This is a genomic window from Streptomyces vietnamensis (assembly GCF_000830005.1).
Taxonomy (GTDB): domain Bacteria; phylum Actinomycetota; class Actinomycetes; order Streptomycetales; family Streptomycetaceae; genus Streptomyces; species Streptomyces vietnamensis.
In genome coordinates this window covers 332,165-355,945 of record NZ_CP010407.1, presented here as the reverse complement: position 1 = coordinate 355,945, position 23,781 = coordinate 332,165, and the positions used below count along the sequence as shown (strand labels likewise).

Sequence of the window (23,781 nt, the reverse complement as noted above, 5' to 3'; positions counted from 1 at the left end):
ATCAGAGGGAGCGATCCGGACCGGGAGGACGCACCGATACGGTTCTGAGCATGATGATCAACGCAGGCTTCCACGAGGTTCCCGGTGCGGACATTGCCGGGATTCTCGACGAGGCCGCCCGCCAGGGCGTTCCCGTCTTCACGCTCTCCACCGCCGGGCTGACCGACAAGGAGGCGTTCTTCGAGGCGGTGCGGGAGGCACTTCCCCTGGACCCGCCGCTCGGGCCCCACATGGTGTGGGACGCCCTCTCGGATTCGGTCGGGGGTGGGCTGCATGAGCTGAAGTCTCCCCGCGTGGTCATCGTCTGGCCCGACGCCCGGCCCGTTGCGGGCGCCGAGGGCGATTTCTGGATCGCGCTGGAGATCCTCCGCGAGGTAGTCGCGACCCTCGCCGAAGACCGGTACACCGGCGGAAGGCCGACCCAGGTCTCGGTCTACGTCGCCCCGACCCACAGCAGCCGCCCGAAAGGGTCGGTGAGGACCTGGACGTTCATGCCGTGACGTCTGTGTTTGCCGGAGTGGTACGGGGTGTCGGCGGCGATCCGGTCGATCGGCGGCAGCGTCCCGTCCAGGATCACGAAGGCCAGGCGGATCGCGGTCCGCATCGCAGACGGGCCAGGACCAGCAGAGCCTGACGGCCCGGCGTGACGCGGCGCCACCGGGTGCCGGTCTCGCGACGGCGAACCGTGAGATGCCTGGCGAGGTGGCGCAGGTGGGCACTGGGCAGATCGATCGAATGGGGTCTCCCCTGCTCGAGCGGAGCCGAGAGCTTGGAGAAGGACAGGCAAGTACACGAAGCGCCTGGTCGGCACGGGTGAGCTTGGTCGTGAACCCGTCTCCCAGGAGCTTCATCGGTTCGTGCAGCCCGCCACCCACCCTGCCACGCCGTCAGGTTGGAAAGGGCTCGGTGCGTGAGTTTGTCAAGCTGGCGCTGAGTAGCGGTGGCCCGGACAACGTCACCCTCATCGTCGCCGACGTGCTGGACCTCCGCTTCGGTGACAATGCCGCTGCCCAGTTCTCCGCCGTCCCGATCGTGGTCGGCGAGTACGCCGCTGGAGAGTGAGCCGCACCGGGTTCGGCAGACATTGCGTACACCTAGCGCTGTGACCGAGAAGGTTCGCCGGGGCGACAGTGGCGCCTGAACCGGTTGGATGTGGGCGGACATCTGATCTGGTGGGGGAGGCAAGGTGGCGGAGCCGGTCAAGGGGCGTCGATTGACCGACTCACCCGTTGGTCGATCCGCAAACTGCCTGCCTACCTGCGCCGGATCCACGGCCGGGTGATCCGGATCGGGCGCGAGGCCCTGCGCCGTCTGCCGGCCCGGCGCGGCGTCACCTTCCAACGGGCCAAGACGTGGAAGGAGTCCACCGACCCCGAGTGCGACGCCGAGCTCGACCGGATCGAGCATGTCCTGGAACGCTTCCCCGAGCGGACGTTCGCCTTCGACGAGTTCGGACCGCTCGGCATCCCTCCCATCGCTGGCAGTTGCCGGGCCGAACAACGCCAACGCCCGCCACCCCGACGTCCTCGCTGCCCCACGCAAGGAACGCGCCCGCCTCCGCAGCGAGAAAGGCATCCGCCGGGGCGACCGACCCACCCTCGTCACGTGATCCAGCCCGCTGGAGGTGTCCGGTTCCAGTCAACGCATCAGCAGGACACGAGGGTTACGCTCGCCGCGTGATCACCTCCTGGGAGCCCGCGATGGCGGGCGTGCTACGACTTCCCTCGGGCCGGCTCGTTCGAGGCCGGGGACTCAACCGACCTCTTCCCGCAGGGCCAGTGCCCACCTTCGCGGTGTATTTGCTGGGCCACCAGCCGCCTCCCGTGGCGTGGGAGGCCCGCTGGCTGCGCTGGCCGGACTTCTGGCTCCCGTCCGACCGCACGGCTACCGCAGACGCGCTGCGCGAGGCATGGGCGCGCGCAGAGGACGAGCGCGTCGAGGTCGCCTGTGCCGGCGGGTACGGGCGCACCGGCACGGCACTGGCCTGCCTCGCCGTGCTGGACGGGGTACCCGGCCGCGAGGCGGTTGCATACGTCCGGGAACACTACGCATCACGCGCCGTGGAGACACCCTGGCAGCGCCGCTTCGTCTCCCGCTTCCAGTAGTCGGCCATCTCATCGGCAGCCGCTCCCGGCCGCCGTGAAACCCGGTGAACCTCCCCGGTCACGGCACTGGCCCTGCCGAGAGGGCGCGGCAGTCACTCAGCGGTTCAGGCCGTTGCCGGCATCCATGACCGCGAGGTGGTGACGGAGCTCGTCGACCACCCGTGCCGCGTCACTCTCGGCGGGCAGGTAGGTGTCACGCAGCCAGAGCAGGAAGAGTGCCGCCTCGCCCGCCGTGGTGTCGGCCGGCGTCATGCAGTCCCGCCCGTGGACGGTGGCGGTGCCGTCGTACCCGGTGCCGTCGCCTGTGCCCGTCCAGAAGGAGAGGTACGGCTCGCCCTGATGCGTGCGGTCCTGGCGGACCTTGTGGCGGACCTCGGGGAACGATTCCCGCAGGGCTTCGCCCAGGCCGGCGAGGTCGAAGCCCCAGGCGTGCGGCTCTCGCTCCAGGGCGTAGAACAAGAAGGTGGTCCGCTTGTCGTCGGCGTGCGTCATCCAGTCCGGAGCCGTGGGCGACGCCGCGTCGCGCGATCAACGGCTTGATGCCCCGCTTCCACAGCAGGCGGCGGTACTTGTCGAAGTCGTAGCCCCGGTCGGCATACAGACGCCGCGGCTTGCAGCGCGGGCGTCCCCACAGACCCCGAATCGGTGGGACGGCGTCCAGCAGCGGCAGGAGCTGGGTGACGTCATGCCGGTTCCCGCCGGTCAGCGTCACGGCGAGCGGGGTCCCGCGACGGTCGACGATCAGGTGGTGCTTGGAGCCGGGACGGGCACGGTCGACGGGTGAGGGGCCGACGTGGTCCCCCCTTTGAGGGCCTGGACGTGCGATCCGTCCACGGAGCAGTCGTCCAGGTCCAGCAGGTCGGCGCGGCGAAGTTCGGTCAGCAGGGCGGCGTGCAGGCGGGGCCAGACGCCGGCCTGGTCCGTCCCGCAGTCGGCGCCAGGCCGTCACACCGGAACAGCCAACAGTCTCTGCGGGGACATCACGCCACGCGACACCGGTCCACGGCACGTACAGGACGCCGGCAAGCGTCACGGTGATGCAGGGCGCGGGCGGGGCGGCCTCCGCGCCGGGCAGTGAGCGCGGTGCGGCCGGTGTCGGTGCGGATGGCCTGTTGACCGGTGTGCAATGGCCTGTTGACCGGCGTGCAGGGGGTGGGACTCCTGTGCGATGGGCTCAGGATGTCGTACTCGGCCACGGGCCGTCCCTCGCCCTCTCTGGCGACTTCAGACACCCCTGAGTCGATCCCCATCCGGGCGGAGGGAGTCAGTAGAGCGCGGCGCGGACCAGGGGGCCGTAGAAGCGGCCGCGAATGGGCCGGTCCGGGTCGCCGTAGAAGCCGTACCGGGTGTGGTGGAGCCGGTAGCGGTCGGCGTCGGTGACGATCTGGCGCACGGTCCCGGTGGGGTCGCCCTTCGGGCACGGCCCGTGGGCGAGGCAGAGCGTCGTCACCCCGGCGGTCACGGCGGCCGAGGCTCCGGTCGCGGTGAGGAGGACGGGCAGCCGGTCACCGGCCGGTCCGGTGGCCGCCACGCACACGCCGGGCGCGGTCACGAGGTGCCGACGGTCGGCGGCGGACCGCGCGAAGCTGGCGACGGGGATCGCCACCTGATCGTCACGGAAGCCGAAGGAGCCCAGGTCGGTGCCCCGGCAGTCCGCCGTCGACGCTCCGTCCGGGCGGCCGTCGAAGTCGGCCATGGCGGTGGCGGTCAGCACCTCGTCGTAGGCGGCGGGCGCCGAGAGGGCGATGTCCCAGCGGAAGCTGCCCGCGGCCGCGACGAGGGTGATCCCCGCGCGGGTGGTGGTGCAGACCGCGAGGTGGAGCGGGTCGTCGTTGAGGGTGCCGCACTGCCCGTCGTCGACTGGTGTCAGGTCGGTGCGGGCGAAGCCCAGCAGGGCGACGTCGACGTCGTTGCCGGGGTCGGCGTCGCTACGGGTCGCCGCCACCCGGTCGAGAGCGCACAGCACGGCCGCCCCGGTGGCTTCCCCCTCGTCGGTGAAGACCTTGAACGACCACAGCGGGGCGCCGGGCGCCACGCCCACGATCCCGGTGCGGTTGTCACGGGCCGCGACCATCCCGGCAAACGCTGTGCCGATGCCGATGGGGTCGGACAGGCTGGTCCCCGGCACGATCGGCTGCCCCGTGCCGCAGTCGGTGCCGCCGCGGACGTCGAGATCGGGATGGCCGCCGTCGATGCCGGTGTCGAGGACGGCCACCCGCACGCCGGTCACGCCGCCCCGGCCGTCGCCGGAACGGGCGGAGGACCGCTCGGCGTCGATCCGGTCCGCCCACTCGGGCAGACACTGACGGCGTGTGATGTCGACGGCCCTACGGCAGGGCGATGCCGGGACCGCCTGCTGTGATGCGGCCGGCAGAGAGGGGCGGGCCGTCTGCGTCGCGGAGCGGTAGGTACGTTCGCGTGCCACGAACCGTACCCCCGGTGAGCTTCTGAGCACGTCGGCCTGGGCCGGGGCGAGTGCGGCCGCGTATCCGCGCAGTGCGTGCCGGTACACGGCCTCCGGCTCGGCCGGCGCCACGCCGCCGAGGGACCGCAGCTGGCGGACGGCGAGCCCGGCCGGGTCGGCTGTGGTGTCGTCCAGGACGACGATGTAGCGCTCCGGCCGCTGCGGGCCGGTGGCGCTCACCGAGGGGGCGAGAATCCCCGGGAGGACCGTGGCCAGCGCGAGGACAGCCAGCACACTCGTACGGCGGGAACGCTTCACATCTGCTCCTGGTCTCGCGGGCCGTCAGTAACTTCCGGCGTGGATGAGGGGGCCGTAGCCGCGCCCGGGGAACGGGCTGCGGTCGTCGCCCTCGAAGCCGTAGGCCGGGTGCGCGCGCTGATAGCGGCGGGCGTCGTCGGTGAGGATCCGGACGTTCTCCAGCGGCGTGGCCGCGTCGCACGGCCCGTACGCCAGGCACAGGACGGCGGTTCCGGCGGCCGCCGGGGCGGCGAAACTGGTGCCGTCCACCGCCGCGTACGACCCGGCTGCCTCCGAGCTGGTGGTCAGCACGCAGACGCCGGGCGCGGAGACCGTGTGCAGCCGGTCCTCGCGTTTGCGGACGAAGTTGCTGAACTCCAAGGTGGCCTGATCGTCCTGCTCCCCGAAGAAGCCGTAGTCGGCGCCGTAACAGTCCGGGTTCGCACGCGCGCCGGGACGGCCGTCGAAGTCGGTCATCGCCGTCGCGGTCAGGACCTCCTGGTACGCGGCGGGTGCGTGCCGCGCGAGGTCGACGTTGTCGTTGCCGGCCGCGGCGACCAGGGTGATGCCCGCACGTGCGGCGGCGCACACGGCCATGTGGACCGTGTCGCCGTCCACGGCGCCGCACGCGCCGTCGTCCGTGTCCGCACGGCCGTCCTCGGTCGTCGTCAGACTCATGTTGACGACGTGGATGTCGTTGCCGGGATCCTGGTCCGTACGCGTCGACACGATCCAGTCCAGGCCGCACAGCAGCACGGTGTCGTCGGAGGTCCCGCTCGCGTCATCGGGGAACACCTTCACCGCCCACAGCGGCGCCCCCGGCGCCACGCCCACGATGCCGGTGCCGTTGTCCTTCGCGGCGACGACCCCGGCAGCCTCGGTGCCGTGCGGGTCGCCCACGACCATGCTGGCGCCGGGCACGACCGGGCTGCCGCTCAGGCAGTCGGCGCCCCCTCGTACGTCGAGATCGGGATGGCCGCCCTCGATGCCACTGTCCAAAATCGCCACGTTCACACCCGTGACCACCCCCCGGCCGTCGCCCGACCTCGCCGAGGACCGCTCGGCGTCGATCCGGTCCGCCCACTCGGGCAGGCACTGTCCCGGCCCGGTCGCCACACGGCAGTCGACCGCGCGGCGGTGCGCGGGCGGCGCGGTCCGGTAGGTGCGTGTGGGGCTGACGGTCCGTACGGCCGGGTCGGTGCGCAGTCGGGCTGCCTCGTCCCGCGTCAGCCGGGCCGCGTAACCGCGCAGCGCGTGCCGGTACACCGCCGTCGCCGCCGCGCCGGCCCCGTACCGCCGGTTCAGCCGCGCCGCTGCCGCCGCGGGATCGCCCGCATCGTCCGCGAGCACCACCACGTACGCTCTGCGCGCCGGGTTCCCGGGCTCCTTCCCCGCCGCCGACGGTGGCGGGGCCGCGGCCAGGGCACACAGCGCGAGCACGCCGGCCAGCGCGCCCAGCGGGCGAGACAGCCGCGGTCGGGAGAACCGCTTCATCTGTGTCAGCACAGCCCCAGGATCAGCGGGCCGGAGCCCTCACCCCGGGAGGGACGCGTGGTGCGGTCTCTTTTTCACCCGGAGGCAGGGACAGGCGACACGTCTGCCCGCACGGCAGCGGCTGAGGCTGAGGCGATACGTCCGCAGGGCGGTGGCCGACGTCGAGCAGGTGACCGCGAAGCCCTGGCAGCGGTTGCCGGTGTCCCGGATAAGGATTCGTCCGCAGAGAACGGTGTCTCTACCCTGACTCGGAGCGGGAGTGCGCGCATTCCCGCAGGTTGCGGTGCCGTGGCAGAGCGGCCCATTGCGATCGACGTGGGCGAGGTCCCTCCCACGGCGACTGACGGAGACGGGGCGGGCCTGCCCCCATCTGTCCGCGGGGTCAAATCCCGTCGGCACCGCAGCCGACCTGCCTGTTCTTCAGGCCAGGGCCGCCGGCCGCCAGGCGCCACCGGGTGATCACGGCGCAGGCTGGGTAGATGTAGGGCGTAGGAAACCGCCAGAAGGCCGGTGGACGTGCCCTTGTGCACTTCCTTCCACCCCGGAGGGTCGGTTCTTCCGTCGGCCGAATGGCCGGGGACCTCTTCCCCGGCCCAGGCCGTTGACTCGTTGCACGGCCCCCGTCACCGCTTGAATCCCACGATCTGGTCTTGCCGTACCCCGTCCCCGTCAGGGGTGCCGCGCGTCGGCCCGGCGGAAGGCGCACCATGCCCATGGAGCACGCCCGTGAGGGCCAGATTCTGGCCCTGAGCGTTCCTGCCGATCTCGACGTCGCCTCCCGCGCCGCTGCGGCACTGCACGTACAGGAGCTCGTCCTCGCCTACCGGCCTCGGAGCGTACGGTTGCACATGACCTCCGGTCCGGCCAGCGGCGCCTCACTCAGCGTGCTCGCTCGGGTGCGCCGACTGTGCGAAGGTCTCGACATCGCCCTGACACTCACCCACCGGCCCTGGACCGCGCCCACCCCGCCCGTCCAGACGGCCGCACCTGGCGCTGTCGGTCCCTGAACCGATGGGGGTGCATCGTTCATGAGAAACGACGACCGCACCGGCTGCGAAGGGCAGTACGCGCCCGCTGTCGGCGGTCACCTCTACAGCGGGCCCGACGGAACCAGCGTGTACCGGCAGGCGACCCGGCACGACGGCACCGCACACCTCCAGGCCACCGGAGAGTTCGACATGGACAGCGCCGACTGCCTGCGACGGGCTCTGGCCGACGCCCGCAACGACGGCGCCACCCTCATCCGCCTCGACCTGACCTCCGTCGCCTTCGGCGACTCTTCCTTCCTCCACGTCCTCGTCCGCGCCCACAGAAGCCCCGGCACACTCATCCTGACCGGACCCCTGCCCCATCACCTCCGCCACCTCTTCGTCCTCACCGACACCACCCACCTGTTCCACTTCGAGCCCTGACACAGGCACGGAGAAGAGCTCCCTTGCTCTGTTCGCACGGTGAACGCATGAAGGGCCCGGCATGTATGTCAGCCGTTCGCCCTGGCGCTCGGTGAGCATCTGGGCGAAGGGCCGGACGTGAGTGGTGAGGGCGTCGAGTCTGGACGGTCGGCCCTGCCACTGCCCATGGAAGAGGTCCTCCGGGGTGGCTGCGTCGGCGAGGAGCTTGACGGTGCGCGAGGTCATGCGAAGCCGGCGGCCGATCGCCCTCCGGCTGAGCCCGGCCGCCAGCAGTTCGTGGACGGTCGCGTGGTTCACACGGGTGCGGTCAGCGAAACGATGTCCCCTGGGCGAGGGCGAGCCGGACGGGGCTTCGAAGAACGGTGCCCGGTCGCGGCATACGACATCGAGCGGTGCGCGGTCGAGCCAAGACGTCGGAGACGTGACCAGGCCGCGTACGCGCGGGTCGGTCGTTGAGCGCGGGACTGGACGCAGAGCCACTGACAGCGACGCCCCTTCAGCACGAGACCGAGCGCGTGCGTCACCCTGCCCATGTTCAGCTTCCCCGCCGTTGTCGGCGACTTCAGCGTCTCCTTCGTGGCCCCTCCTGCCTCGCGATCTGCTTCGGCAGGGGAGGTGGTGGAGATGTCGCGCTGGATGAGGGCACGGTGCGATTGTTCCCACCTGCACCTGACGTCATAGACCTGGGCCCCGCGCTGTCGCGCACGGGCTGGACGGCAACGGCCTCGGACACAAGCCCGTACAACGACGGTCCCGCAAACGCGCTGGACGGCAATTCCGGCACCTGCTGCAGCTCCGGAACAGGCCAGTACGACGGCCTGTGGACCCAAGTCGACATGAGGCAGAAGTAGACGTTCGACAAGATCCTGCTCCATTCCGGCAGCAACATCGGCGATTATGCGCCTGGCGCGGACGTGTACGTGTACGTGTACATCAAGGTCGTCAACACCGGCAATGTCGCGAGCAACTGGTGGTCGATCGCTGAATTCGCCATCTGCAGCGGACATGTGCCGTGTTGAACTCGCGCTGTTGGGGCTGCTGACGAACCTGCCCTGGCGAAATCGGCCGTGCCCTGCCGGGGCCCGCGACCCGTGGTGGTTCGGGCGCCCGGCTGGTGCCGGCGCAGGTGCTGCTTTTGAGACCCGGGTTATCGATTTCCGGCCGAAAGGGATACCGAGCTTTACAGATGTAGTCGCCAATGACCGACAATGAGCCGGAAGAAGAACGTCCGATTCACTCGGTGGTGCGGCTGAGCGCTCCGCTCACATTGAGGACTTCGTTGCATTCCTGCGCCTGCCGGCCCGTGGCCGGTGTACCGGGCTTCGTACAGGTCACGTTGATGGTCACCGTGTCGTTCTCGGATATCTTGATGGGGGTGACCCAGTGGTAGTCCTGGTTGCGGAACGTCTCCAGCGCGATCGTGGTGATCTTGCGGTCGCCGAAGGTGATCGTCATCACCCCTTCGTCGCCCTGGAAGTTGGCGACGACGATGTCCGTGACCCCGAAGATGCTTTTCTCCGGGACCTTGTAGGTGCCGGTCTTGGTCTGCCCGGTGCCCGTCTTCAGGTCGATGGTCGCCGAGCTCTGCTGACCGCCGCCGGTCGCGGTGCCGCCCTCGGTCGAGGAGCCCCCGCCCCCGCCCGATCCGGTCGCCGCCCCCGACTTCTGGCCGCCGCCGGGCTGGTTGTTCGTGCCGGTGCCGGGGGACTCTTCGCCCGCCTGGTCGCCGGGCGGGGTGGCACGCGGCTGTACCGCCTCGGTGGCCGCCTCCTCGGCGGCGCTGCGCACCGCGGGACGGACCAGCGCGAACCAGGCGAGCAACAGCGCGAGCAGTGCGGCGAGCACTGCGAGCAGCCACTTCGGGAAGATCGGTATCTGGACGAACTCCGCGTCCAGCGGCGGCCGGACGACGGGCTCGTCCCAGCGGGCCCCCGCCGTCTCCTCCTGCTCGCCGGTCTCGCGGGTGTCCACGGTGAACGGCCGGACCACGGGGTTGCCGAACCACACCGGCTTGGCGGTACGGACCCGCAGCCGGACCTCCGTCGACTCCCCGGGTTCCAGCTTCGGCTCCGCCGGGGCGAAGGTGAACCCCAGTTCCTCGCCGGCCTGGCCGGGGGCGAAGCGTACCTGCACCGGGGTGTTGCCCTGGTTGCGCACGGCCAGCAGATAGCGACCGCGCAGCCAACCACGCCGGCGGCGCGGGGCGAGCTCGGTCTTCAGCTCGTGGAACTCCCCGACGTGCACGGTGGTTTCGAGGACCTTGACCGACTCGGGGTGTTCGTTCGGCAGGACCCGTACGCCGAGGGGCATCTCGCCGGCCCGGATCTCCGGGGAGCGCGGCGGCGCCAGACGGAGCGTCACCGTCTCGGAGGTGCCGGGGTAGAGGGAGACGCGCTCGGGTTCCACGGTGGTCCAGGCGGCGCAGTCGCCGACGACCTTCAGGTCGTACGCCTCGACGATGTCGCTGTCGTTGCGCACGGTCAGGCTGGTGGTGGCGATGTCACCCGGCGTCACGGTCACGGCCGGGATGTCGAGGCCGGGCGCACCGGGCCCGGAGGAGGCTGCGGAAGGCGTCACGCTGTCACCGTAGGAAGGTGCCCGGGAGGCGGGGGAGGGGCGGGAGGGCAATGCGCGGGCAGTGACGCTGCCCGGCAAGCCACTGTCAACTCCCAAGTAACGATGGGCTCTTACTGTGGTGAGCCGCCTTCGGCGCACCACTGACCCGTGATCGTCTCGCGCTGTGTCACTCAGCCCCCCCACTGACTCATGAAAACAGGTATCCATGTTCCGCGCAGAGGAGAACGGTCCTGCCATGTCCGACACCACGTCCGACACCACGACACGTGATCTCGTCCAGACCGGCTCGATCCACCGCACCTCTCGCTCCGGTGGCCCGACCCGGGCGAGCGTGGCCGTCTACGCCGCCGACCCCGTGCTGCGGGTCGGTGTCGTCCAGCAACTGCGCCAGCGCCCCGAGGTCGAACTGGTGGACGACGCCGACGCGGAGCGGGCCCAGGTCTCGCTGGTGGTCGTGGACGGCATCGACGACGACGTGGCCGCCCTGCTGAACCGGCTGCGGTACAACAGCGCCACCCGCACCGGCCTGGTGATAGGCACCCTCGGGGCCGGCGGGCTGCAACGCGTCATCGAGTGCGGTGTGCCGGTGGTGCTGCGCCGAGCCGAGGCCGATCAGGACCAGCTCGTGCGGCTGGTCCTGGCGGCGGCCAACGGTGAGGGGGTGCTGCCCGGCGATCTGCTCGGCGAGCTGCTCAGCCACGTCGGCAATCTCCGGCGCTCGGCGCTCGACCCCGGGGCCCTGTCCCTGTCCGCGCTCACCACGCGCGAGGCGGACATGCTGCGCCTGGTGTCGGAGGGCCTGGACACCGCGGAGATCGCCCGCAAGACCTCGTACTCCGAGAGGACCGTCAAGAACGTCCTGCACGAGATCATCACGCGGCTGCAACTGCGCAACCGGGCCCACGCGGTGGGCTACGCGCTGCGCAACGGGCTGATCTGACAGGCCCGTTCGACGGACTGCCCGACGGTGGAGGGGAAGGCGGCGGTGCCCGAAAGCACACCGCGTGCTTCCCCCGGGTGCGGCCCCCGAGCCCTGCCGTCCCGCGCGCGGTCGGCAGACGGTGGCGGGGGCACATCCAGATGCCGCACCAGACTGCGAAGGGGACCGTGATGGAAACCGCTGGCCCCGGCGGGCGGTACCGCCCGGGGAGACTCGGCACCTCGCTCCTGCTGCTGATCCCCCTGCTCGGGGTGACGGCGGCGACCGGGCCGGGCAGCGCCGAGCCCGCGGCGGCTGCCGACGCCGCGGAAACCCGGGTCGCGTACGCGGGCACCGGCCACCGCAGCCTCGGTGAGGTCGCCTCCACCACCTCCAGCACCCCGCTGTTCGGTGACGGCCCGGTCCACTACGACACGCAGCCGTCCGCCCTCGGCGACCAGATGGTCTTCGCCGGCCGCCGCGACGAGAAGGACCCGCAGGTCTATCTGCGGGCCGCCGACGGTTCGGTACGACGGCTCACCAGCGGCATGGACGCGGCGCACCCCCAACTGACCCCCGACGGCCGGTCGGTGGTGTTCGACGCGGCCGAGTCCGCAGGACCGGGCGCCGGGACCCAGCGCGACCTGTGGCTGGTACGCACCGACGGCACCGGCCTGACCCGGCTGACCGACACGTCCGCGAACGAGGAGGACCCGACGGTCTCCCCCGACGGGCAGCGCCTCGCGTACGCCGACGACAGCGACCCGCTGGTCGGCCGACAGATCTACGTACGGGCGATCGGCGGCGGCACGGCCACCCGGGTCACCGACCCCGCCGACGGCACGGCTTCGGAGCCGGCCTGGAACCCGGTCGACGACGACGTCAACCGCGACTGGATCGCGTACACCGCCACCACGACCGTCGACGGGCAGCCCGTGACCCGGCTGCGGATCACCAACGGGACCGCCGACGAGCCGCTGTTCGGGGGCGCGCAGGCAACCTGGCGGGCCCACGGGGCAGCGTGGCTGCCCGACGGGGACGGTGTGCTGTTCCTCAGCCCCGAGATCACCTGTCAGTGCGAGGGCGACTGGGACCACGCGTTCCGCTCGACCGCCCACTCCGACCAGGTCCCCTCGCTGGTGCTCAACGAGGACCGGGACGTCCTGTCGCCCACCTGGCTCGGCTCCATGGACGGCGGCAGGGCGGTGGTGGAGCGCACCTCGGCAGCCAACTCGCACGTGGTGACGCTCCAGGACGCCCGGATGGACGGCTCCGACCCACGCGATCTGGGGCCGACGATCCTCAACGAGGATCCCGCGGCCGACACCAACACCGACCCCGCCAAGGACCCGCTGTTCCAGCCCGCGGCCGGCCACGACCCGTGGACCGAGCGGCAGAACTACACGCCCGACGGCCGCCGGATCGTCCTCACCCGCTTCGAGGACGGCGCCGACGGCCGGATCGAGCGGATCTGGACGGCCGACGCCGACGGCTCCAACGCGGCACCGCTGCCGCTCGCGGGACGCGGCGCGAACGACTGGGACACCGACCCGACGTTCTCCCCGGACGGCAAGCAGCTCGCCTTCACCCGGACTTCGCCGGGCGGCGTCGGCGATGCGGCCGGAGCCAGCCGCATCCTCATCGCGGACGTCGCCACCGGCGCGATCACCGGCGAGGTCGTGCCGCCGGCCGGACAGCTCCAGGGCCAGGACGCCCAGCCCACCTGGTCCTCCGACGGCACCACCCTGGCCTTCACCCGGAACAGGGAGATCAACGGGGGCGGCGGCAACAAGCACGTGTGGACCGTGCCCGTGAACGACCTGACCCGGCAGCGCGACCTGAGCGCCGCCGACTGCCCGGGCGACTGCGCGGTCATCGACGACAGCCCGGCGTTCTCCCCGGACGGGCGCAGCATCGCCTTCAACCGCAAGAACGGCGCCGGCCGGATCGACGAGGAGAACGGCATCCTCCTGGCGTCCGTGTCCGGCGGCGACTGTCAGGTGCTGCTGCCCACCGCCGCCCGCGGCCAGTCCGGCGCCTGCGGCCGGGAGCTGCCGGACACCACGACCACCGGGCCGCACCAGCCGCGCGACGCCGCCTGGACCGCCGACGGCAAGAGCCTGGTATTCAGCTCCCGCGCCGAGGCCCCGGTCAACAGCCCCGAGAAGCTGAGCCTCCTGGACGTCGACTCCGGCGACATCACCCCGCTCACCGCCGGACTCGCGGGCCGCCAGAAGGAACCCACCGTCCAGCAGTCCGTGGACCTCGCCGTCCACGTGCCCGGCACCACGCCGGAGGTCACCGTCGGCGACTCCACCACGGTCCGTGTCGACGTGGTCAACAACGGCCCCGCCGCCTCGCCCGGCACCCGACTGACCGTCGCGCCGCCGACCGGCGTGCAGGTCACCGGGATCAGCCGGCCCGGCGGCACCTGCGACGCCTCCTCGCTCCAGTGCGACCTGGGCGTGGTGGAACCCGGCACCACCGTGCCGGTGGACGTCACGCTCACCGGAGTCACCCCCGGCGACGCCCCGGTCGACTGGTCGGTCACCGGTACGGTCCTGGACCCGCAGCCCAACGACAACGCGGGCCGGACCGTGGTCCCGGTGCGCGAGGCGACACCGCCCACCCCGACCCCGACCCCGACTCCCACGCCCACCCCGACTCCGACTCCCACGCCCACTCCGACTCCCACCACGCCGCCCACGCCCACCCCGACCCCCACCACGCCGCCCACGGTGCCCCCGGAGCCCGAGGAGCCGAAGGCCGGGCCCGGGGTGCGGGTCACGGCCCAGCCGAACCCCGGCTATGTCGGCGGGCGCGTCGTGGTGACGTACACCGTCCGCAACGGCCGCAACGCGCTGGCCACCGGACTGCGGCTGAAGATCGGCCTGCCCTCGGGGCTGCCCCACAGCGGGCCGCCGGAGGGCTGCGACCAGAACTGGGTGTGCGCGCTGCCCGACCTCACGCCGGGCGCGAGCACCGTCGTACGGGTCGTGCTCAGCCCGAAGAAGGCGATGACCGGCCAGGTCGCCGGCGTGCTCACCACCACTGGCACGGACGCGAACAAGAACGACAACACGGCCGAGGAGCGGCTGCGCATCCTCCAGCCGCGCATCGTCGCGGTGCCGGACATCGGCAAGCCCGGCTTCGTCACCTCCGTGCGCGGCAAGGACTTCCCGCCGGGAGTGCCGGTGAAGTTCACGTGGAACCCGGGGATCACCGCGGCGGCGGCGCCCACGATCCCGAAGGCCGACGGGACGTTCATCGGCCAGCTGCTCATCCTCGCCAAGGACCGGACCGGGCCGCGCACCATCACCGCCGGCGGACCCGGATTCTCCCCGGTGAAGACCGACTTCCTGGTCGTCAACGGCAGTGTGCAGCCGCCGGACGAGGTGACCCGCCGGTGATCCACGAGGTCGACGAGGGCCTGCGGCGGCTGCTCGCCGAGAGCGGTCTGGAGGCATCGGGCGTCGAGGTGGTCTTCGACGCCCCCACCCGGGACTGGGCGGCCCGCCGCAGCGCCCCGACGGTCTGCGTCTTCCTGTACGACATCCGCGAGGACGCCGTACGACGCGGTACCGGTGCCGGGGAGGTGTACGACGAGGACGGACACCTCGTCGCCCGGCGCTCCCCGCCGCGCTGGTTCCAGCTGACCTATCTGGTCACGGCCTGGGCGAGTCGCCCGCAGGACGAGCACCGGCTGCTGTCCCAGGTGCTCGGCGCGCTGGTCGCGCACGACACGCTGCCCGCCGGGCTGCTCACCGGCTCGCTCGCCGAACTCGGCCTGACCGTGGGCCTGGAGACCGCCGGGACGGGCATGGACGCGCCGGCCGCCGCGGACGTCTGGTCGGCGCTAGGCGGAGAGCTGAAGGCGTCGCTCGGGGTACGGGTGCGGGCACCGCTCGCCGGTGTGACCAGGGCCGCCGCGCCGCCCGTCACCGAAGGCCTCGTCGTGCGCTCCGCCGCCGCCCGCGAGGGTGAGGAGACGAGCCCGGGCCGCCGGCTGCGCTACACGGAGGCCACCGATCCCGGCCGTGACGGCTTCACCGGGCCCCGTGAACGGCCGCCGGCCCCGGCGCGCAGGCGGCGCAGGGGGGATCGGCAGGCGTGACGTACACAGTGGAACCCGCGGTCGGGGGCGGTGTCGGCGCGGGAGGGGACACCGGTGTGGATCCCCTGTGGGAGCGGCTCGGTGCCGTCGAGGCGCGGGTACGGGAGGCCGTGGCGGTACGACGGTCCGCGGACCCCGATCCCGACGATCCCTACCGGGGCCAGTACCTCACCCCGGAAGCGGCGGCGCGGATCCTGGACGAGCCGGGTGGGCTGGACATGCCCGCCCAGGGACTCTGGCAGCCGCCGGCGGGGTCGGTGCTCGACGGACTCGTCCGGCGGTTCGGGCTGTCCCCGCTCGACCTGGACCTGCTGCTGGTCGCGATGGCACCCGATCTGGACGCGCGGTTCGAGCGGCTCTACGGCTACCTCAACGACGACCTGACACGCCGTCGGCCCACGGTCGGGCTCGCGCTGGAGCTGTGCGGACTCGGCGGCGCCTCGCCCGCCCGGTTCCGCCTCGCCCCCGGAGCGCCGCTGATCGCACACGGTCTGGTGGAGGTCACCGAACCGGAGCGGCCGCCGCTGTCCCGTGTCCTGGCCGTCCCCGACCGGGTCACCGCGCACCTCCTGGGCGGCACACGACCCGACGCCCGGCTCACCGGTGTGCTCGGCGAGGCCCGGGAGGACCCGACCGCCGAGGCCGCGGACGTCCACCGCGCGGCGGCCGCGGCCGGCACCGGCGTCGGTCTCGTCCATCTGCGCAGCCGGGGCGGCGACGCCGAGGGGCTGGCCACCGCCGCCCTGCACGCGGCCGGACTCGGCCCGCTCGTCCTGGACGCGGTGGCGCTCGCCCGGCGCTCGGCCGACGTGCCGGCACTCGCCCGGGTGATCGCCCTCGAAGCCCGGCTGACCGGCGCCGGTGTGGTCCTCGGCCCGCTGACCGCGTTGCCCGGAGAACCCGCCGAACGAGCCCGAACGCTCTCGTCGCTGTGCGCCGAACTACGCGGCATCCCCCTGTTCACCCACGGCACGACCGGCTGGGATCCGGCATGGGCGGCCGACACCCCCGTCGTGCTGAACGTCGAGGCACCCTCCCCGGAACGACAGGCCGCACGCTGGCGCCACGCGCTGGACCGGGCCGCCGGTGACGCCGTGACCGGTGACGTCGAGGCGCTCGCCCGGGCCGTCGCCGCGCATCGCCTGGACTCCGGGCAGTTGCGCCGGGCAGCCGACGCGGCGGTGCGGACAGCCACCATCGAGGGACGGCAGGTGGGTCCCGGCGATCTGCGTACCGCCGTACGGGCGCAGAACGGCGCCGGGCTTGACCGGCTCGCCCGGCGCGTCGAGCCGGGGGTCGGCTGGGACGATCTGGTGCTGCCGCCGACCACCCACCGCCGGCTGCGTGAACTCGCGCTGCGCGCCCGCCACCGCGAGCAGGTGCTCGGGCAGTGGGGGATGCGGCCCGGCGGCGGCCGGGGCCGCGGTGTCATCGCGCTGTTCGCCGGCGAGTCGGGCACCGGCAAGACCATGTCCGCCGAGGTCGTCGCCGCGGACCTGGGCATGGACCTGTACGTGGTGGATCTGTCCACGGTCGTCGACAAGTACATCGGGGAGACCGAGAAGAACCTGGAGCGGATCTTCACCGAGGCGTCGGCGGTCAACGCGGTGCTGCTCTTCGACGAGGCCGACGCGATCTTCGGCAAGCGCTCGGAGGTGAAGGACGCCCACGACCGGCACGCCAACATCGAGTCGGCGTATCTGCTGCAGCGCATGGAGTCGTTCGACGGGATCGCGGTGCTGACCACCAACCTGCGGGCCAACCTGGACGAGGCGTTCACCCGCCGCCTCGACGTGGTCGCGGACTTCCCGGTGCCGGACGCCGGCCAGCGCCTCGCCCTGTGGGACCGGTGCCTGGGCGACCGGCTGCCCCGGGGCGACGACCTGGACCTCGCCTTCTGCGCCGACCGCTTCGAACTGGCCGGCGGCTCGATCCGCGCCTGCGCGGTCACGTCGGCCTACCTTGCGGCCGAGTCGGGGGAGCCGCTGACGATGCGGCAGACGGTGACCGCGATCGCCCAGGAGTACCGCAAGCTCGGACGCCTGGTCCTGGAGAGCGAGTTCGGGCCGTACCTGGCGCAGGCCGCCGGCGCGTGAGGCGGCCGGTCCGGGGTCAGGGCTTGGACCTCCTCGTGGCCTTGCTGAGATCCACGCTGTTGGGCAGCATCGCCTGCGGACGCAGGAGGTCCTTGAGGAGGAACTTCATCAGATCCGCGCCGGACATGCTCTTCAGCCGGTTCGCCAACGCGGGATTGGCGTCCTCCATCCGCATGATCTCCAGCACCGCGCGGTCCACCAGGCCGGGAATGATGTCCCTGCCCTTCAGGGTGTTGGAGCGGATCCGCTCCTTGTACTCCTTCTCCTTCCGGTGGCCGGCGCCGTAGGTCATCGTGCTGAACTCGTCCGCCGCGACCTCGCCCTTGACGACGGGGAGCAGGTTGGCCCGCTCCGGGTCCGTCTCCTGCGCCTTGGCCTGCATGACGAGCTCCATCATGTCGAGGTCCGTCTTGTTCATCCCGCGGTCGAAATTCCGCACGGGCCGGGAGAACCGCTCGGGCATCTTGTCCGTGCGGGTGGGCAGTTCACTCTTGAAGTCCGTGGGTTCGGCGGGGTCGGCCTTGATCACCGGATACTCGCGCTGGGCGAAGTCGCTGAGCATGAGCCAGCCCTGGGACTCCAGGGGCGAGTCCGCGAGCGGGATCTCGAACCGGACCTTTCCGAACCGGGTGTCGCGGAACTCGCTGCCCGGTGCCTCCAGGAAGAAGAAGACGAAGCCCTCGTTCGCCAGGACGTGTGCGTCGTAGCCCTCGGAGTTGTTGGCCGCGTCGGGGTCGTCCTTCAGCAGCTCCGTCTTCGACTTGATCTGGTTCGCCCGCGACAGCAGGTCGGCCCGGGCCTCGTCCTTGGTGTAGTGGCACAGCACGCTCTGCCGCAGCGCGGCCGTCAGGTTCTGTTCGACGCCGCTCACCCAGTCCTTGCGCCCGCGGGTGTTGATCTCGTTGGCCATGGCGGCCCGGTTCATCTCGGAGAGTTCGCGGAAATAGCTCGGCCCGTTCATGGCGAACGCCACGGCGCTGTCGGCCCAGGTCTCCTCGTTCCAGAGCAGGCCGCGTGCGGTCATCGCCTCGAAGGGGGCGCGTGCTTCGGCGGGGAAGTCGTTGTCCCTGCCGATCTGTTCGGTCACCAGGTTGTTCTCGGCCTTGAGAGCCGCGCGGGCCTCGGTCAGGAAGTGCCGGGCGGCGGTCCCGGACTCCTTGGTGAGATTCTCCTCGGCGCTGCCGACCGCCACCAGCAGTGTCACCAGCACCATCGCACAGTGCATCGGGTCACGCTTGGGATCCGCGTCGTACGCCTTGATGCCCTCGCGGATCCCCGCCAGCTCGGGAGACTCCTGCGGGGGCGTCCCCCAGGACTTGAGGAAGGACTTCAGGGGGTTGCCGTCGGACCCGACCGCCGGCAGCTTGTCCGAGAGCGCCTCATGGCCCTTGCGCTGGATCACCGCCGCCCCGGAGGACACCGGCCCGGAGTGCTCCGGGGTGCGCGCTTCCGCCCGCTGCACGGGTGCGGGCCCCGCCATGATCCGGTGCGCGTTCGCCTCGGCCTCCCGTTCGAACCGGTCCGAAGGGTCGGACACGCGCAGGCCGTTGCCGTGGTCGGTGCCCGCGACCGGTCCCTGCCGCTGCTGGACGACGTGGGTGAGTTCATGCGCGAGGGTGTGCTTGTCGCCGCCGCCTTCGCCGATGACGACATGGCTGCCGGAGGTGTAGGCCCGCGCGCCGACGGAACGGGCCGAGCGGGCCGCCGAGGCGCCGGTGTGCAGCCGTACGTCGGAGAAGTCGGTGTCGAACCGGGACTCCATCTCCTGGCGGACCGGCCCGGCGAGGGGTCTGCCGGCCGAGCGCAGGACGTCGTGCACCTCGGTGCCGGGCTGCTCCGGGGCTTCCGTGGTGCGCGCGCGGCGGGCGATCATGCCGGTCGCCGCGGCGTTGCCCGCCGTGCCCTGGGCGGCCTGGAGCGCGGCGGCCGTGAGCGGGGGCGGTACGGCGGCGCCGTTCCCGGACGTCTCCCGTCGGGCGCCGGCCTGGCCGCGCGCAGGTTCCTGGTCCTCGCTCCGGCCGGTGCGCGGCTTGGAAGTCTGCACCTGCTGCCTCCTCGTCGGCGCCCATGCTGCGGCTCTCCAGTTCATCGCGGGGGCGAGCGGGGCGTCCAGGTCCGAAGGGGCAGCGCGAGGGCAATGGTGGGCGACGTCGGGACGGTCAATCCGGGGCGTCCGCAAAGGCAGACGCATTGCCCTCGGGCAGGTCCGCAGGTCCCTGCCGCTCCGCCGGTACGCCGCGCAGACTCGGCCTGGACACAGGTGACCGCAAGGACGTTAAGGAGCGAGCATGCCGACGTACCTCACCCCGGGCGTATACGTGGAGGAGGTGCAGTCCGGTGCCCGACCGATCGAAGGGGTCGGCACGGCCGTCGCCGCGTTCGTCGGCTTCGCTGAGAAGGGCCCGTTCCACGCGCCGACGCTGGTCACCAGCTGGGACCAGTATTCCCAGGTGTTCGGCGGCTTCACCGAGGGCACCTACCTCGCCCACGCGCTCTACGGGTACTTCTCCAACGGCGGCGGCGCCGCGTACGTGGTGCGCATCGGCGGGGCGGCCGAGGCCGCCTCGGGCCCGTCGGCCAATGGCGGCCGGCAGCCGAAGGCGGCTGCGCCGGTCGAACTCGGCGGCTTCCTGATCGCGGCCAGGCCGGGCGTGACCGGGGTGTCGGTGGAGGTCGCCGAGGTGGACGGCGAGAACCCGCCGGAGGACCGCTTCAAGCTCCTGGTCCGGCGCGGCGACGAGGTGGTGGAGACGTACGACGCCTCCCCCCGCAAGAACGTCAAGGGCTACCTGGTCACCCAGGCCCGCGCCTCCAAGCTGATCGAGGTCGCCGAGCAGCGCGGCGCCACCCAGGCCAAGCCCGCCGCCCAGACCCTCGCGATCCCCGACGCCGCCGGCGCGCCCGCCTCCGACGGCTCCGCTGAGCCGGCACGCATCGACCCCGCCGAGTACGTCGGCGACGCGGCGGCCCGTACCGGGTTCGGCGGTCTGGAGACCATCGACGAGATCACCATGGTCGCGGTGCCCGATCTGATGGGCGCCTACCAGCGCGGCGACATCGATGCCGAGGGCGTGCGCACCGTGCAGCTCGCCGTCATCTCGCACTGCGAGCAGATGGGCGACCGCGTGGCCGTCCTTGACGCCCCGCCCGGGCTCAACGCCCAGCAGGTGCGCACCTGGCGCAACGACGAGGCGGGCTACGACTCCCGGTACGCCACCCTCTACTACCCGTGGGTGCGGGTCTTCGACCCGGTCCTCGGACGCAACACCACCGTCCCGCCGAGCGGTCACGTCGCCGGTGTGTGGGCGCGCAGCGACGCCGAGCGCGGTGTGCACAAGGCGCCGGCGAACGAGGTGATCCGCGGCGCGGTCGACCTCGAACTCCGACTCAGCAAGGGCGAGCAGGACCTGCTCAACCCGATCGGCGTGAACTGCATCCGGGCCTTCCCCGGCCGCGGCATCCGGATCTGGGGCGCCCGCACGCTCTCCTCCGACCCGGCCTGGCGCTACCTGAACGTACGCCGCCTGTTCAACTACCTCGAGGAGTCCATCCTCCTGGGCACCCAGTGGGTCGTGTTCGAGCCCAACGACGACCGGCTGTGGTCCAGCATCCGTCGCAACGTCACCGCGTTCCTCACCGAGGAATGGCGCCGGGGCGCGCTGTTCGGTCGTACCGCCGACGAGGCGTTCTACGTCAAGTGCGACCGCGACAACAATCCGCAGGAGTCCATCGACCAGGGCCGGGTCGTCTGCGAGATCGGCGTCTCGCCGGTCAAGCCCGCCGAGTTCGTGGTCTTCCGGCTGGCCCAGTTCTCCGACACCACCAGCCTCATCGACGAGTGATCCGCGAGTCCGGTTCTGCAAGGAAAGGTTGACAGACAGTCATGGCAACGGGCGATGCTCTTTCCACTCACGTCTTCGGCGTGCAGCTCGGCGGATACCTGGTGGAGTCCATCCAGGAGATCAGCGGGTTCACCGTCGAAGAGGATGTCGTCGAGGTCAAGCAGGTCACCGCGGAGGGCAAGCAGATCATCCGCAAGCAGCCGGGTGCCCGGCAGGCCGGTGAGATCACGATCACGCGGGGACTCGACCAGAGCAGCGAGTTCACCCAGTGGATCAAGGAGACCCTGAACAACGGCGCCGTCAACACCGCGCGGCAGAACCTCACCATCGAGATCAAGGACACCGAGGGCAACACCGTCCGCCGCATCCAGCTGATGCAGGGCTGGGCCTCCAAGTGGGAGGGCCCCTCCCTGAAGGCGGGCGAGTCGTCCCCGGCCACCGAGTCGGTCACGATCACGTTCGAGGAGATCGTCGTCGAATGAGACGCCGTACGGTGACAGCGGGCAACCTGGAGGACCTCCTCCAGGTCACGGCGCCCGCCCAGGCGCCGGAGCAGACGGCGGCCCCCGCCCCGCCGCGCCGTGAGGACGACAACGGCGGGCTGCGCACGGAGTTCGAGTTCGAGCTGCCGCGCGGGTACGTCGACGAGGCGGGCACCGTGCACCGGTACGGTTCGATGCGGCTGGCCACGGCCCGCGACGAACTGCGGCCCCAGATCGACCTGCGGGTCAAGGAGAACCCGGCGTATCTGAGCGTGGTGCTGCTGAGCCAGGTGATCACCCGGCTCGGCACGATCACGGATGTGCACGCCGGGATCGTCGAGCGGATGTACGCCACAGACGTGGCGTTCCTCCAGGACTTCTACCGCCGCGTCAACAGCGAGGGCCACACCCGCGCGGCGGTCACCTGTCCGCACTGCGAGGGCGGCTTCGAGGTCGACCTCTCGGGTGGGCGCCTGGGGGAATCGTGACGTACGCCCTTCCCCGGCTCCGGGAGGAGATCGCGTACATCGCCTACCACTTCCACTGGGAGCGCGAGGAGATCCTCGATCTCACGCATGGTGAACGCCAGCAGTGGGTGGCCGAGATCGCCCGTATCAACACCCGTATGAACGAAAGTAGTTGAGCAGATGGCATGGCGGGACAGGCTGCGCGGCCGCGCCGGGGCGGGCGGGTCGGGGGCCCGGGGCTCTGCCGTGTCTGGGGGCTCGGATGCCGGTGGCGACGGCGGTTCGGATCCGTCGGGTGCGTCGGGTGCGTCGGGTGCGTCGGGTCCTGTGGGTTCCTCCATTCCTGGCGACTGGGACGGCGGTTGGCGCCGCACCGCCCCACCTCGACTGACGGTCTCCCGTGCTCCGTTGGGCGTGAGTGACGGCCTCACCTTCCGTGCGGCACTCGCCGCCTGGCAGAACCCTTCCTTCGACAGCGGGCTCGGGCATGCGCTGCTGCCGACGGCTCCGGCTGGGCTGGTGCGGGGTGTGGCTCGCCCGGCCGGCCCGCGCGCTGTGAGCGTGGGCGGGGGGCCGCTGGTGCTCCGGGCGGTGCGGACAGAAGGGGGCGAGGGGCCGGAGGACGGAGCGCAAGGGGATTCTCGCTCGAAGCCAACGTCGGCGTCGGCGTCGGCGTCGGTACGTCCAGGTCGTGGTGGCTCCTTCGGTGCCGACCGCACTGTGGGGAAGGGGAGGTCGGGCGGAACTTCGCAGAGTCGTGACATCACGTCGTCCGTGGGTTCCCCCGCTGTCCCTTCCTCTGTCCCTTCCTCTGTCCCTTACTCCCCGACTCCCGCTGTCCAACGGGCCGTTGCCCCGTCGGCCGCCGCGCCGATTCCGCTCGTACGACGTGTCTCGATGATCCCCGGGGCGGCCGGACCGTCCGTCCGGCGTGCCGCGAAGGAGGCGCCGGAGACGGGTGCGCAGCCCGCGCCGAGCGGAAACCGGTCGGAGGTGTCCCTCCCCGCCGTCCAGCCACGGTCGGCGGGGCCCCGCTTGACGGTCGCCCCCCGGGTGACGGGGCCTGTACGCCATGTCGCTGCCCTGAGGTCCGCGGTGGTCGCCGAGACGGCCGCACCGAGCACGCCCGTACAGCGTGCGGGAAACCGGCCGCCGTTGGGTGCGCCGCCGGTGGAGGACAACTCCGCCGTGACCGCTGCGGGACCCGTGCCCGGTCCGGTGCTTCCCGTGGTTCAGCGGCAGGCCGAGGGCACCCGGAGTTCCTCCGACGGCCCCGCGTCGGGCGCTGCCGTACAGCGTGCGGGGGGCCGGACGACGTTGGGTGCGCCGCCCGTGGAGGACACCCGGAGTTCCTCCGACAGCCCCGCGCCGAACGCTGCCGTACAGCGTGCGGGGGGCCGCCCGACGTTGGGTGCGCCGCCGGTGGAGGACGCCCAGAGTTCCTCCGACGGCCCCGCGCCGAGCGCCCCCGTGCAGCGCACTGGAAGCCGACCTCCGCTGGGTGCGCCGCTCGCTGAACTGCCTTCCACAGCCGCGCCGTTGGTGAAGGACGCCCCTGCCGCGCCCGTGTCC

General features: G+C 71.8%; 18 protein-coding genes and 3 pseudogenes. 14 read left to right on the top strand and 7 right to left on the bottom strand.

Going from position 1 to position 23,781, the window contains the following annotated elements:
* The first annotated feature begins 50 nt into the window (after window positions 1-50).
* Window positions 51-500, top strand: coding sequence for a barstar family protein (locus tag SVTN_RS01650; protein WP_041127474.1), 450 nt, complete (start codon window positions 51-53; stop codon window positions 498-500).
* Here the strand turns inward: SVTN_RS01650 and SVTN_RS41765 are convergent.
* Window positions 449-783, bottom strand: a pseudogene (locus tag SVTN_RS41765) (hypothetical protein); the annotation flags it as partial. The gene SVTN_RS01650 and the pseudogene SVTN_RS41765 overlap by 52 nt on opposite strands.
* 123 nt (window positions 784-906) lie before the next feature.
* Between SVTN_RS41765 and SVTN_RS44620 the strand changes: the two are divergent.
* The 3 genes and pseudogenes from SVTN_RS44620 to SVTN_RS01645 all read left to right on the top strand — a co-directional run bounded on the left by SVTN_RS44620 (window position 907) and on the right by SVTN_RS01645 (window position 2,105).
* Window positions 907-1,062 (top strand): hypothetical protein, encoded by a 156-nt coding sequence (locus tag SVTN_RS44620; RefSeq protein WP_162494301.1) that lies wholly within the window; start codon window positions 907-909, stop codon window positions 1,060-1,062.
* 162 nt (window positions 1,063-1,224) lie between these two features.
* Window positions 1,225-1,527: pseudogene (locus tag SVTN_RS45280) on the top strand (IS630 family transposase); the annotation flags it as partial.
* Window positions 1,528-1,676: 149 nt separating this feature from the next.
* Window positions 1,677-2,105 carry a protein-tyrosine phosphatase family protein gene (locus SVTN_RS01645; protein WP_041127473.1) on the top strand — a complete coding sequence of 143 codons (429 nt, stop codon included), beginning with the start codon at window positions 1,677-1,679 and terminating at the stop codon, window positions 2,103-2,105.
* A 96-nt stretch (window positions 2,106-2,201) separates the two neighbouring features.
* Here SVTN_RS01645 and SVTN_RS44615 read toward each other — a convergent pair whose 3' ends face one another.
* The 4 genes and pseudogenes from SVTN_RS44615 to SVTN_RS01630 form a co-directional block, all read right to left on the bottom strand.
* Entirely contained in the window at window positions 2,202-2,597 is a 396-nt protein-coding gene (locus SVTN_RS44615; RefSeq protein WP_041127472.1) for a hypothetical protein, read from the bottom strand.
* Window positions 2,587-3,132, bottom strand: a pseudogene (locus tag SVTN_RS41755) (IS5 family transposase); the annotation flags it as partial. The pseudogene SVTN_RS41755 and the gene SVTN_RS44615, both read right to left, overlap by 11 nt.
* Window positions 3,133-3,369: 237 nt before the next feature.
* Window positions 3,370-4,827 (bottom strand): S8 family serine peptidase, encoded by a 1,458-nt coding sequence (locus tag SVTN_RS01635; protein ID WP_078908141.1) that lies wholly within the window; start codon window positions 4,825-4,827, stop codon window positions 3,370-3,372.
* A 24-nt stretch (window positions 4,828-4,851) separates the two neighbouring features.
* Window positions 4,852-6,312, bottom strand: coding sequence for a S8 family serine peptidase (locus SVTN_RS01630; RefSeq protein ID WP_078908140.1), 1,461 nt, complete (start codon window positions 6,310-6,312; stop codon window positions 4,852-4,854).
* Between the two features lie 695 nt (window positions 6,313-7,007).
* On the opposite strand from SVTN_RS01630, the gene SVTN_RS01625 reads away from it, so the two are divergent.
* Both SVTN_RS01625 and SVTN_RS01620 read left to right on the top strand, forming a co-directional pair.
* The gene (locus tag SVTN_RS01625) at window positions 7,008-7,307 is read left to right on the top strand and encodes a hypothetical protein (RefSeq protein WP_063782233.1); all 300 of its coding nucleotides are present in this window, start codon (window positions 7,008-7,010) and stop codon (window positions 7,305-7,307) included.
* Between the two features lie 21 nt (window positions 7,308-7,328).
* Window positions 7,329-7,712, top strand: coding sequence for an STAS domain-containing protein (locus SVTN_RS01620; protein ID WP_052498850.1), 384 nt, complete (start codon window positions 7,329-7,331; stop codon window positions 7,710-7,712).
* A 1,233-nt stretch (window positions 7,713-8,945) separates the two neighbouring features.
* Here the strand turns inward: SVTN_RS01620 and SVTN_RS01615 are convergent.
* Entirely contained in the window at window positions 8,946-10,289 is a 1,344-nt protein-coding gene (locus tag SVTN_RS01615; protein ID WP_078908139.1) for a COG1470 family protein, read from the bottom strand.
* Between the two features lie 235 nt (window positions 10,290-10,524).
* Between SVTN_RS01615 and SVTN_RS01610 the strand changes: the two genes are divergently transcribed.
* The 4 genes from SVTN_RS01610 to SVTN_RS01595 all read left to right on the top strand — a co-directional run bounded on the left by SVTN_RS01610 (window position 10,525) and on the right by SVTN_RS01595 (window position 17,418).
* Entirely contained in the window at window positions 10,525-11,229 is a 705-nt protein-coding gene (locus SVTN_RS01610; RefSeq protein ID WP_041127470.1) for a helix-turn-helix transcriptional regulator, read from the top strand.
* A gap of 170 nt (window positions 11,230-11,399) precedes the next feature.
* Window positions 11,400-14,618, top strand: a complete 3,219-nt coding sequence (locus SVTN_RS01605; protein ID WP_041127469.1) for a DUF11 domain-containing protein — start codon at window positions 11,400-11,402, stop codon at window positions 14,616-14,618.
* Window positions 14,615-15,322 (top strand): Pvc16 family protein, encoded by a 708-nt coding sequence (locus SVTN_RS01600; RefSeq protein WP_041127468.1) that lies wholly within the window; start codon window positions 14,615-14,617, stop codon window positions 15,320-15,322. The genes SVTN_RS01605 and SVTN_RS01600 overlap by 4 nt, the downstream gene beginning before the upstream one ends.
* On the top strand, window positions 15,319-17,418 hold the full coding sequence (locus SVTN_RS01595; RefSeq protein WP_425428938.1) for an AAA family ATPase: 2,100 nt from the start codon (window positions 15,319-15,321) through the stop codon (window positions 17,416-17,418). Before SVTN_RS01600 ends, SVTN_RS01595 begins: the two co-directional genes overlap by 4 nt.
* A gap of 16 nt (window positions 17,419-17,434) precedes the next feature.
* On the opposite strand, the gene SVTN_RS46520 is transcribed toward SVTN_RS01595, so the two are convergent.
* Window positions 17,435-19,462: an eCIS core domain-containing protein gene (locus SVTN_RS46520; protein WP_425428937.1), complete on the bottom strand. Its 2,028-nt coding sequence runs from the start codon at window positions 19,460-19,462 to the stop codon at window positions 17,435-17,437.
* Window positions 19,463-19,706: 244 nt separating this feature from the next.
* Between SVTN_RS46520 and SVTN_RS01585 the strand changes: the two genes are divergently transcribed.
* Genes SVTN_RS01585 through SVTN_RS44695 form a run of 4 tightly spaced genes read left to right on the top strand, consistent with a single transcriptional unit; the run spans window position 19,707 to window position 22,385 of the window.
* Window positions 19,707-21,260: a phage tail sheath family protein gene (locus SVTN_RS01585; RefSeq protein ID WP_041127467.1), complete on the top strand. Its 1,554-nt coding sequence runs from the start codon at window positions 19,707-19,709 to the stop codon at window positions 21,258-21,260.
* 41 nt (window positions 21,261-21,301) lie between these two features.
* Window positions 21,302-21,742 (top strand): phage tail protein, encoded by a 441-nt coding sequence (locus SVTN_RS01580; RefSeq protein WP_041127466.1) that lies wholly within the window; start codon window positions 21,302-21,304, stop codon window positions 21,740-21,742.
* On the top strand, window positions 21,739-22,230 hold the full coding sequence (locus SVTN_RS01575) for a zinc-ribbon domain-containing protein (protein WP_041127465.1): 492 nt from the start codon (window positions 21,739-21,741) through the stop codon (window positions 22,228-22,230). Before SVTN_RS01580 ends, SVTN_RS01575 begins: the two co-directional genes overlap by 4 nt.
* The gene (locus SVTN_RS44695; protein ID WP_167352187.1) at window positions 22,227-22,385 is read left to right on the top strand and encodes a DUF6760 family protein; all 159 of its coding nucleotides are present in this window, start codon (window positions 22,227-22,229) and stop codon (window positions 22,383-22,385) included. The genes SVTN_RS01575 and SVTN_RS44695 overlap by 4 nt, the downstream gene beginning before the upstream one ends.
* The last annotated feature ends 1,396 nt before the right edge of the window (window positions 22,386-23,781 follow it).

What these genes read in the sequence shown, in the direction of transcription:
- SVTN_RS01620 (WP_052498850.1), top strand. Translation starts at nt 7,329, where the DNA reads ATGAGAAACGACGACCGCACCGGCTGCGAAGGGCAGTACGCGCCCGCT.
- SVTN_RS01605 (WP_041127469.1), top strand. Translation starts at nt 11,400, where the DNA reads ATGGAAACCGCTGGCCCCGGCGGGCGGTACCGCCCGGGGAGACTCGGC.
- SVTN_RS01580 (WP_041127466.1), top strand. Translation starts at nt 21,302, where the DNA reads ATGGCAACGGGCGATGCTCTTTCCACTCACGTCTTCGGCGTGCAGCTC.
- SVTN_RS44615 (WP_041127472.1), bottom strand. Translation starts at nt 2,597, where the DNA reads ATGACGCACGCCGACGACAAGCGGACCACCTTCTTGTTCTACGCCCTG.
- SVTN_RS01625 (WP_063782233.1), top strand. Translation starts at nt 7,008, where the DNA reads ATGCCCATGGAGCACGCCCGTGAGGGCCAGATTCTGGCCCTGAGCGTT.
- SVTN_RS01650 (WP_041127474.1), top strand. Translation starts at nt 51, where the DNA reads ATGATGATCAACGCAGGCTTCCACGAGGTTCCCGGTGCGGACATTGCC.
- SVTN_RS01585 (WP_041127467.1), top strand. Translation starts at nt 19,707, where the DNA reads ATGCCGACGTACCTCACCCCGGGCGTATACGTGGAGGAGGTGCAGTCC.
- SVTN_RS01610 (WP_041127470.1), top strand. Translation starts at nt 10,525, where the DNA reads ATGTCCGACACCACGTCCGACACCACGACACGTGATCTCGTCCAGACC.
- SVTN_RS01575 (WP_041127465.1), top strand. Translation starts at nt 21,739, where the DNA reads ATGAGACGCCGTACGGTGACAGCGGGCAACCTGGAGGACCTCCTCCAG.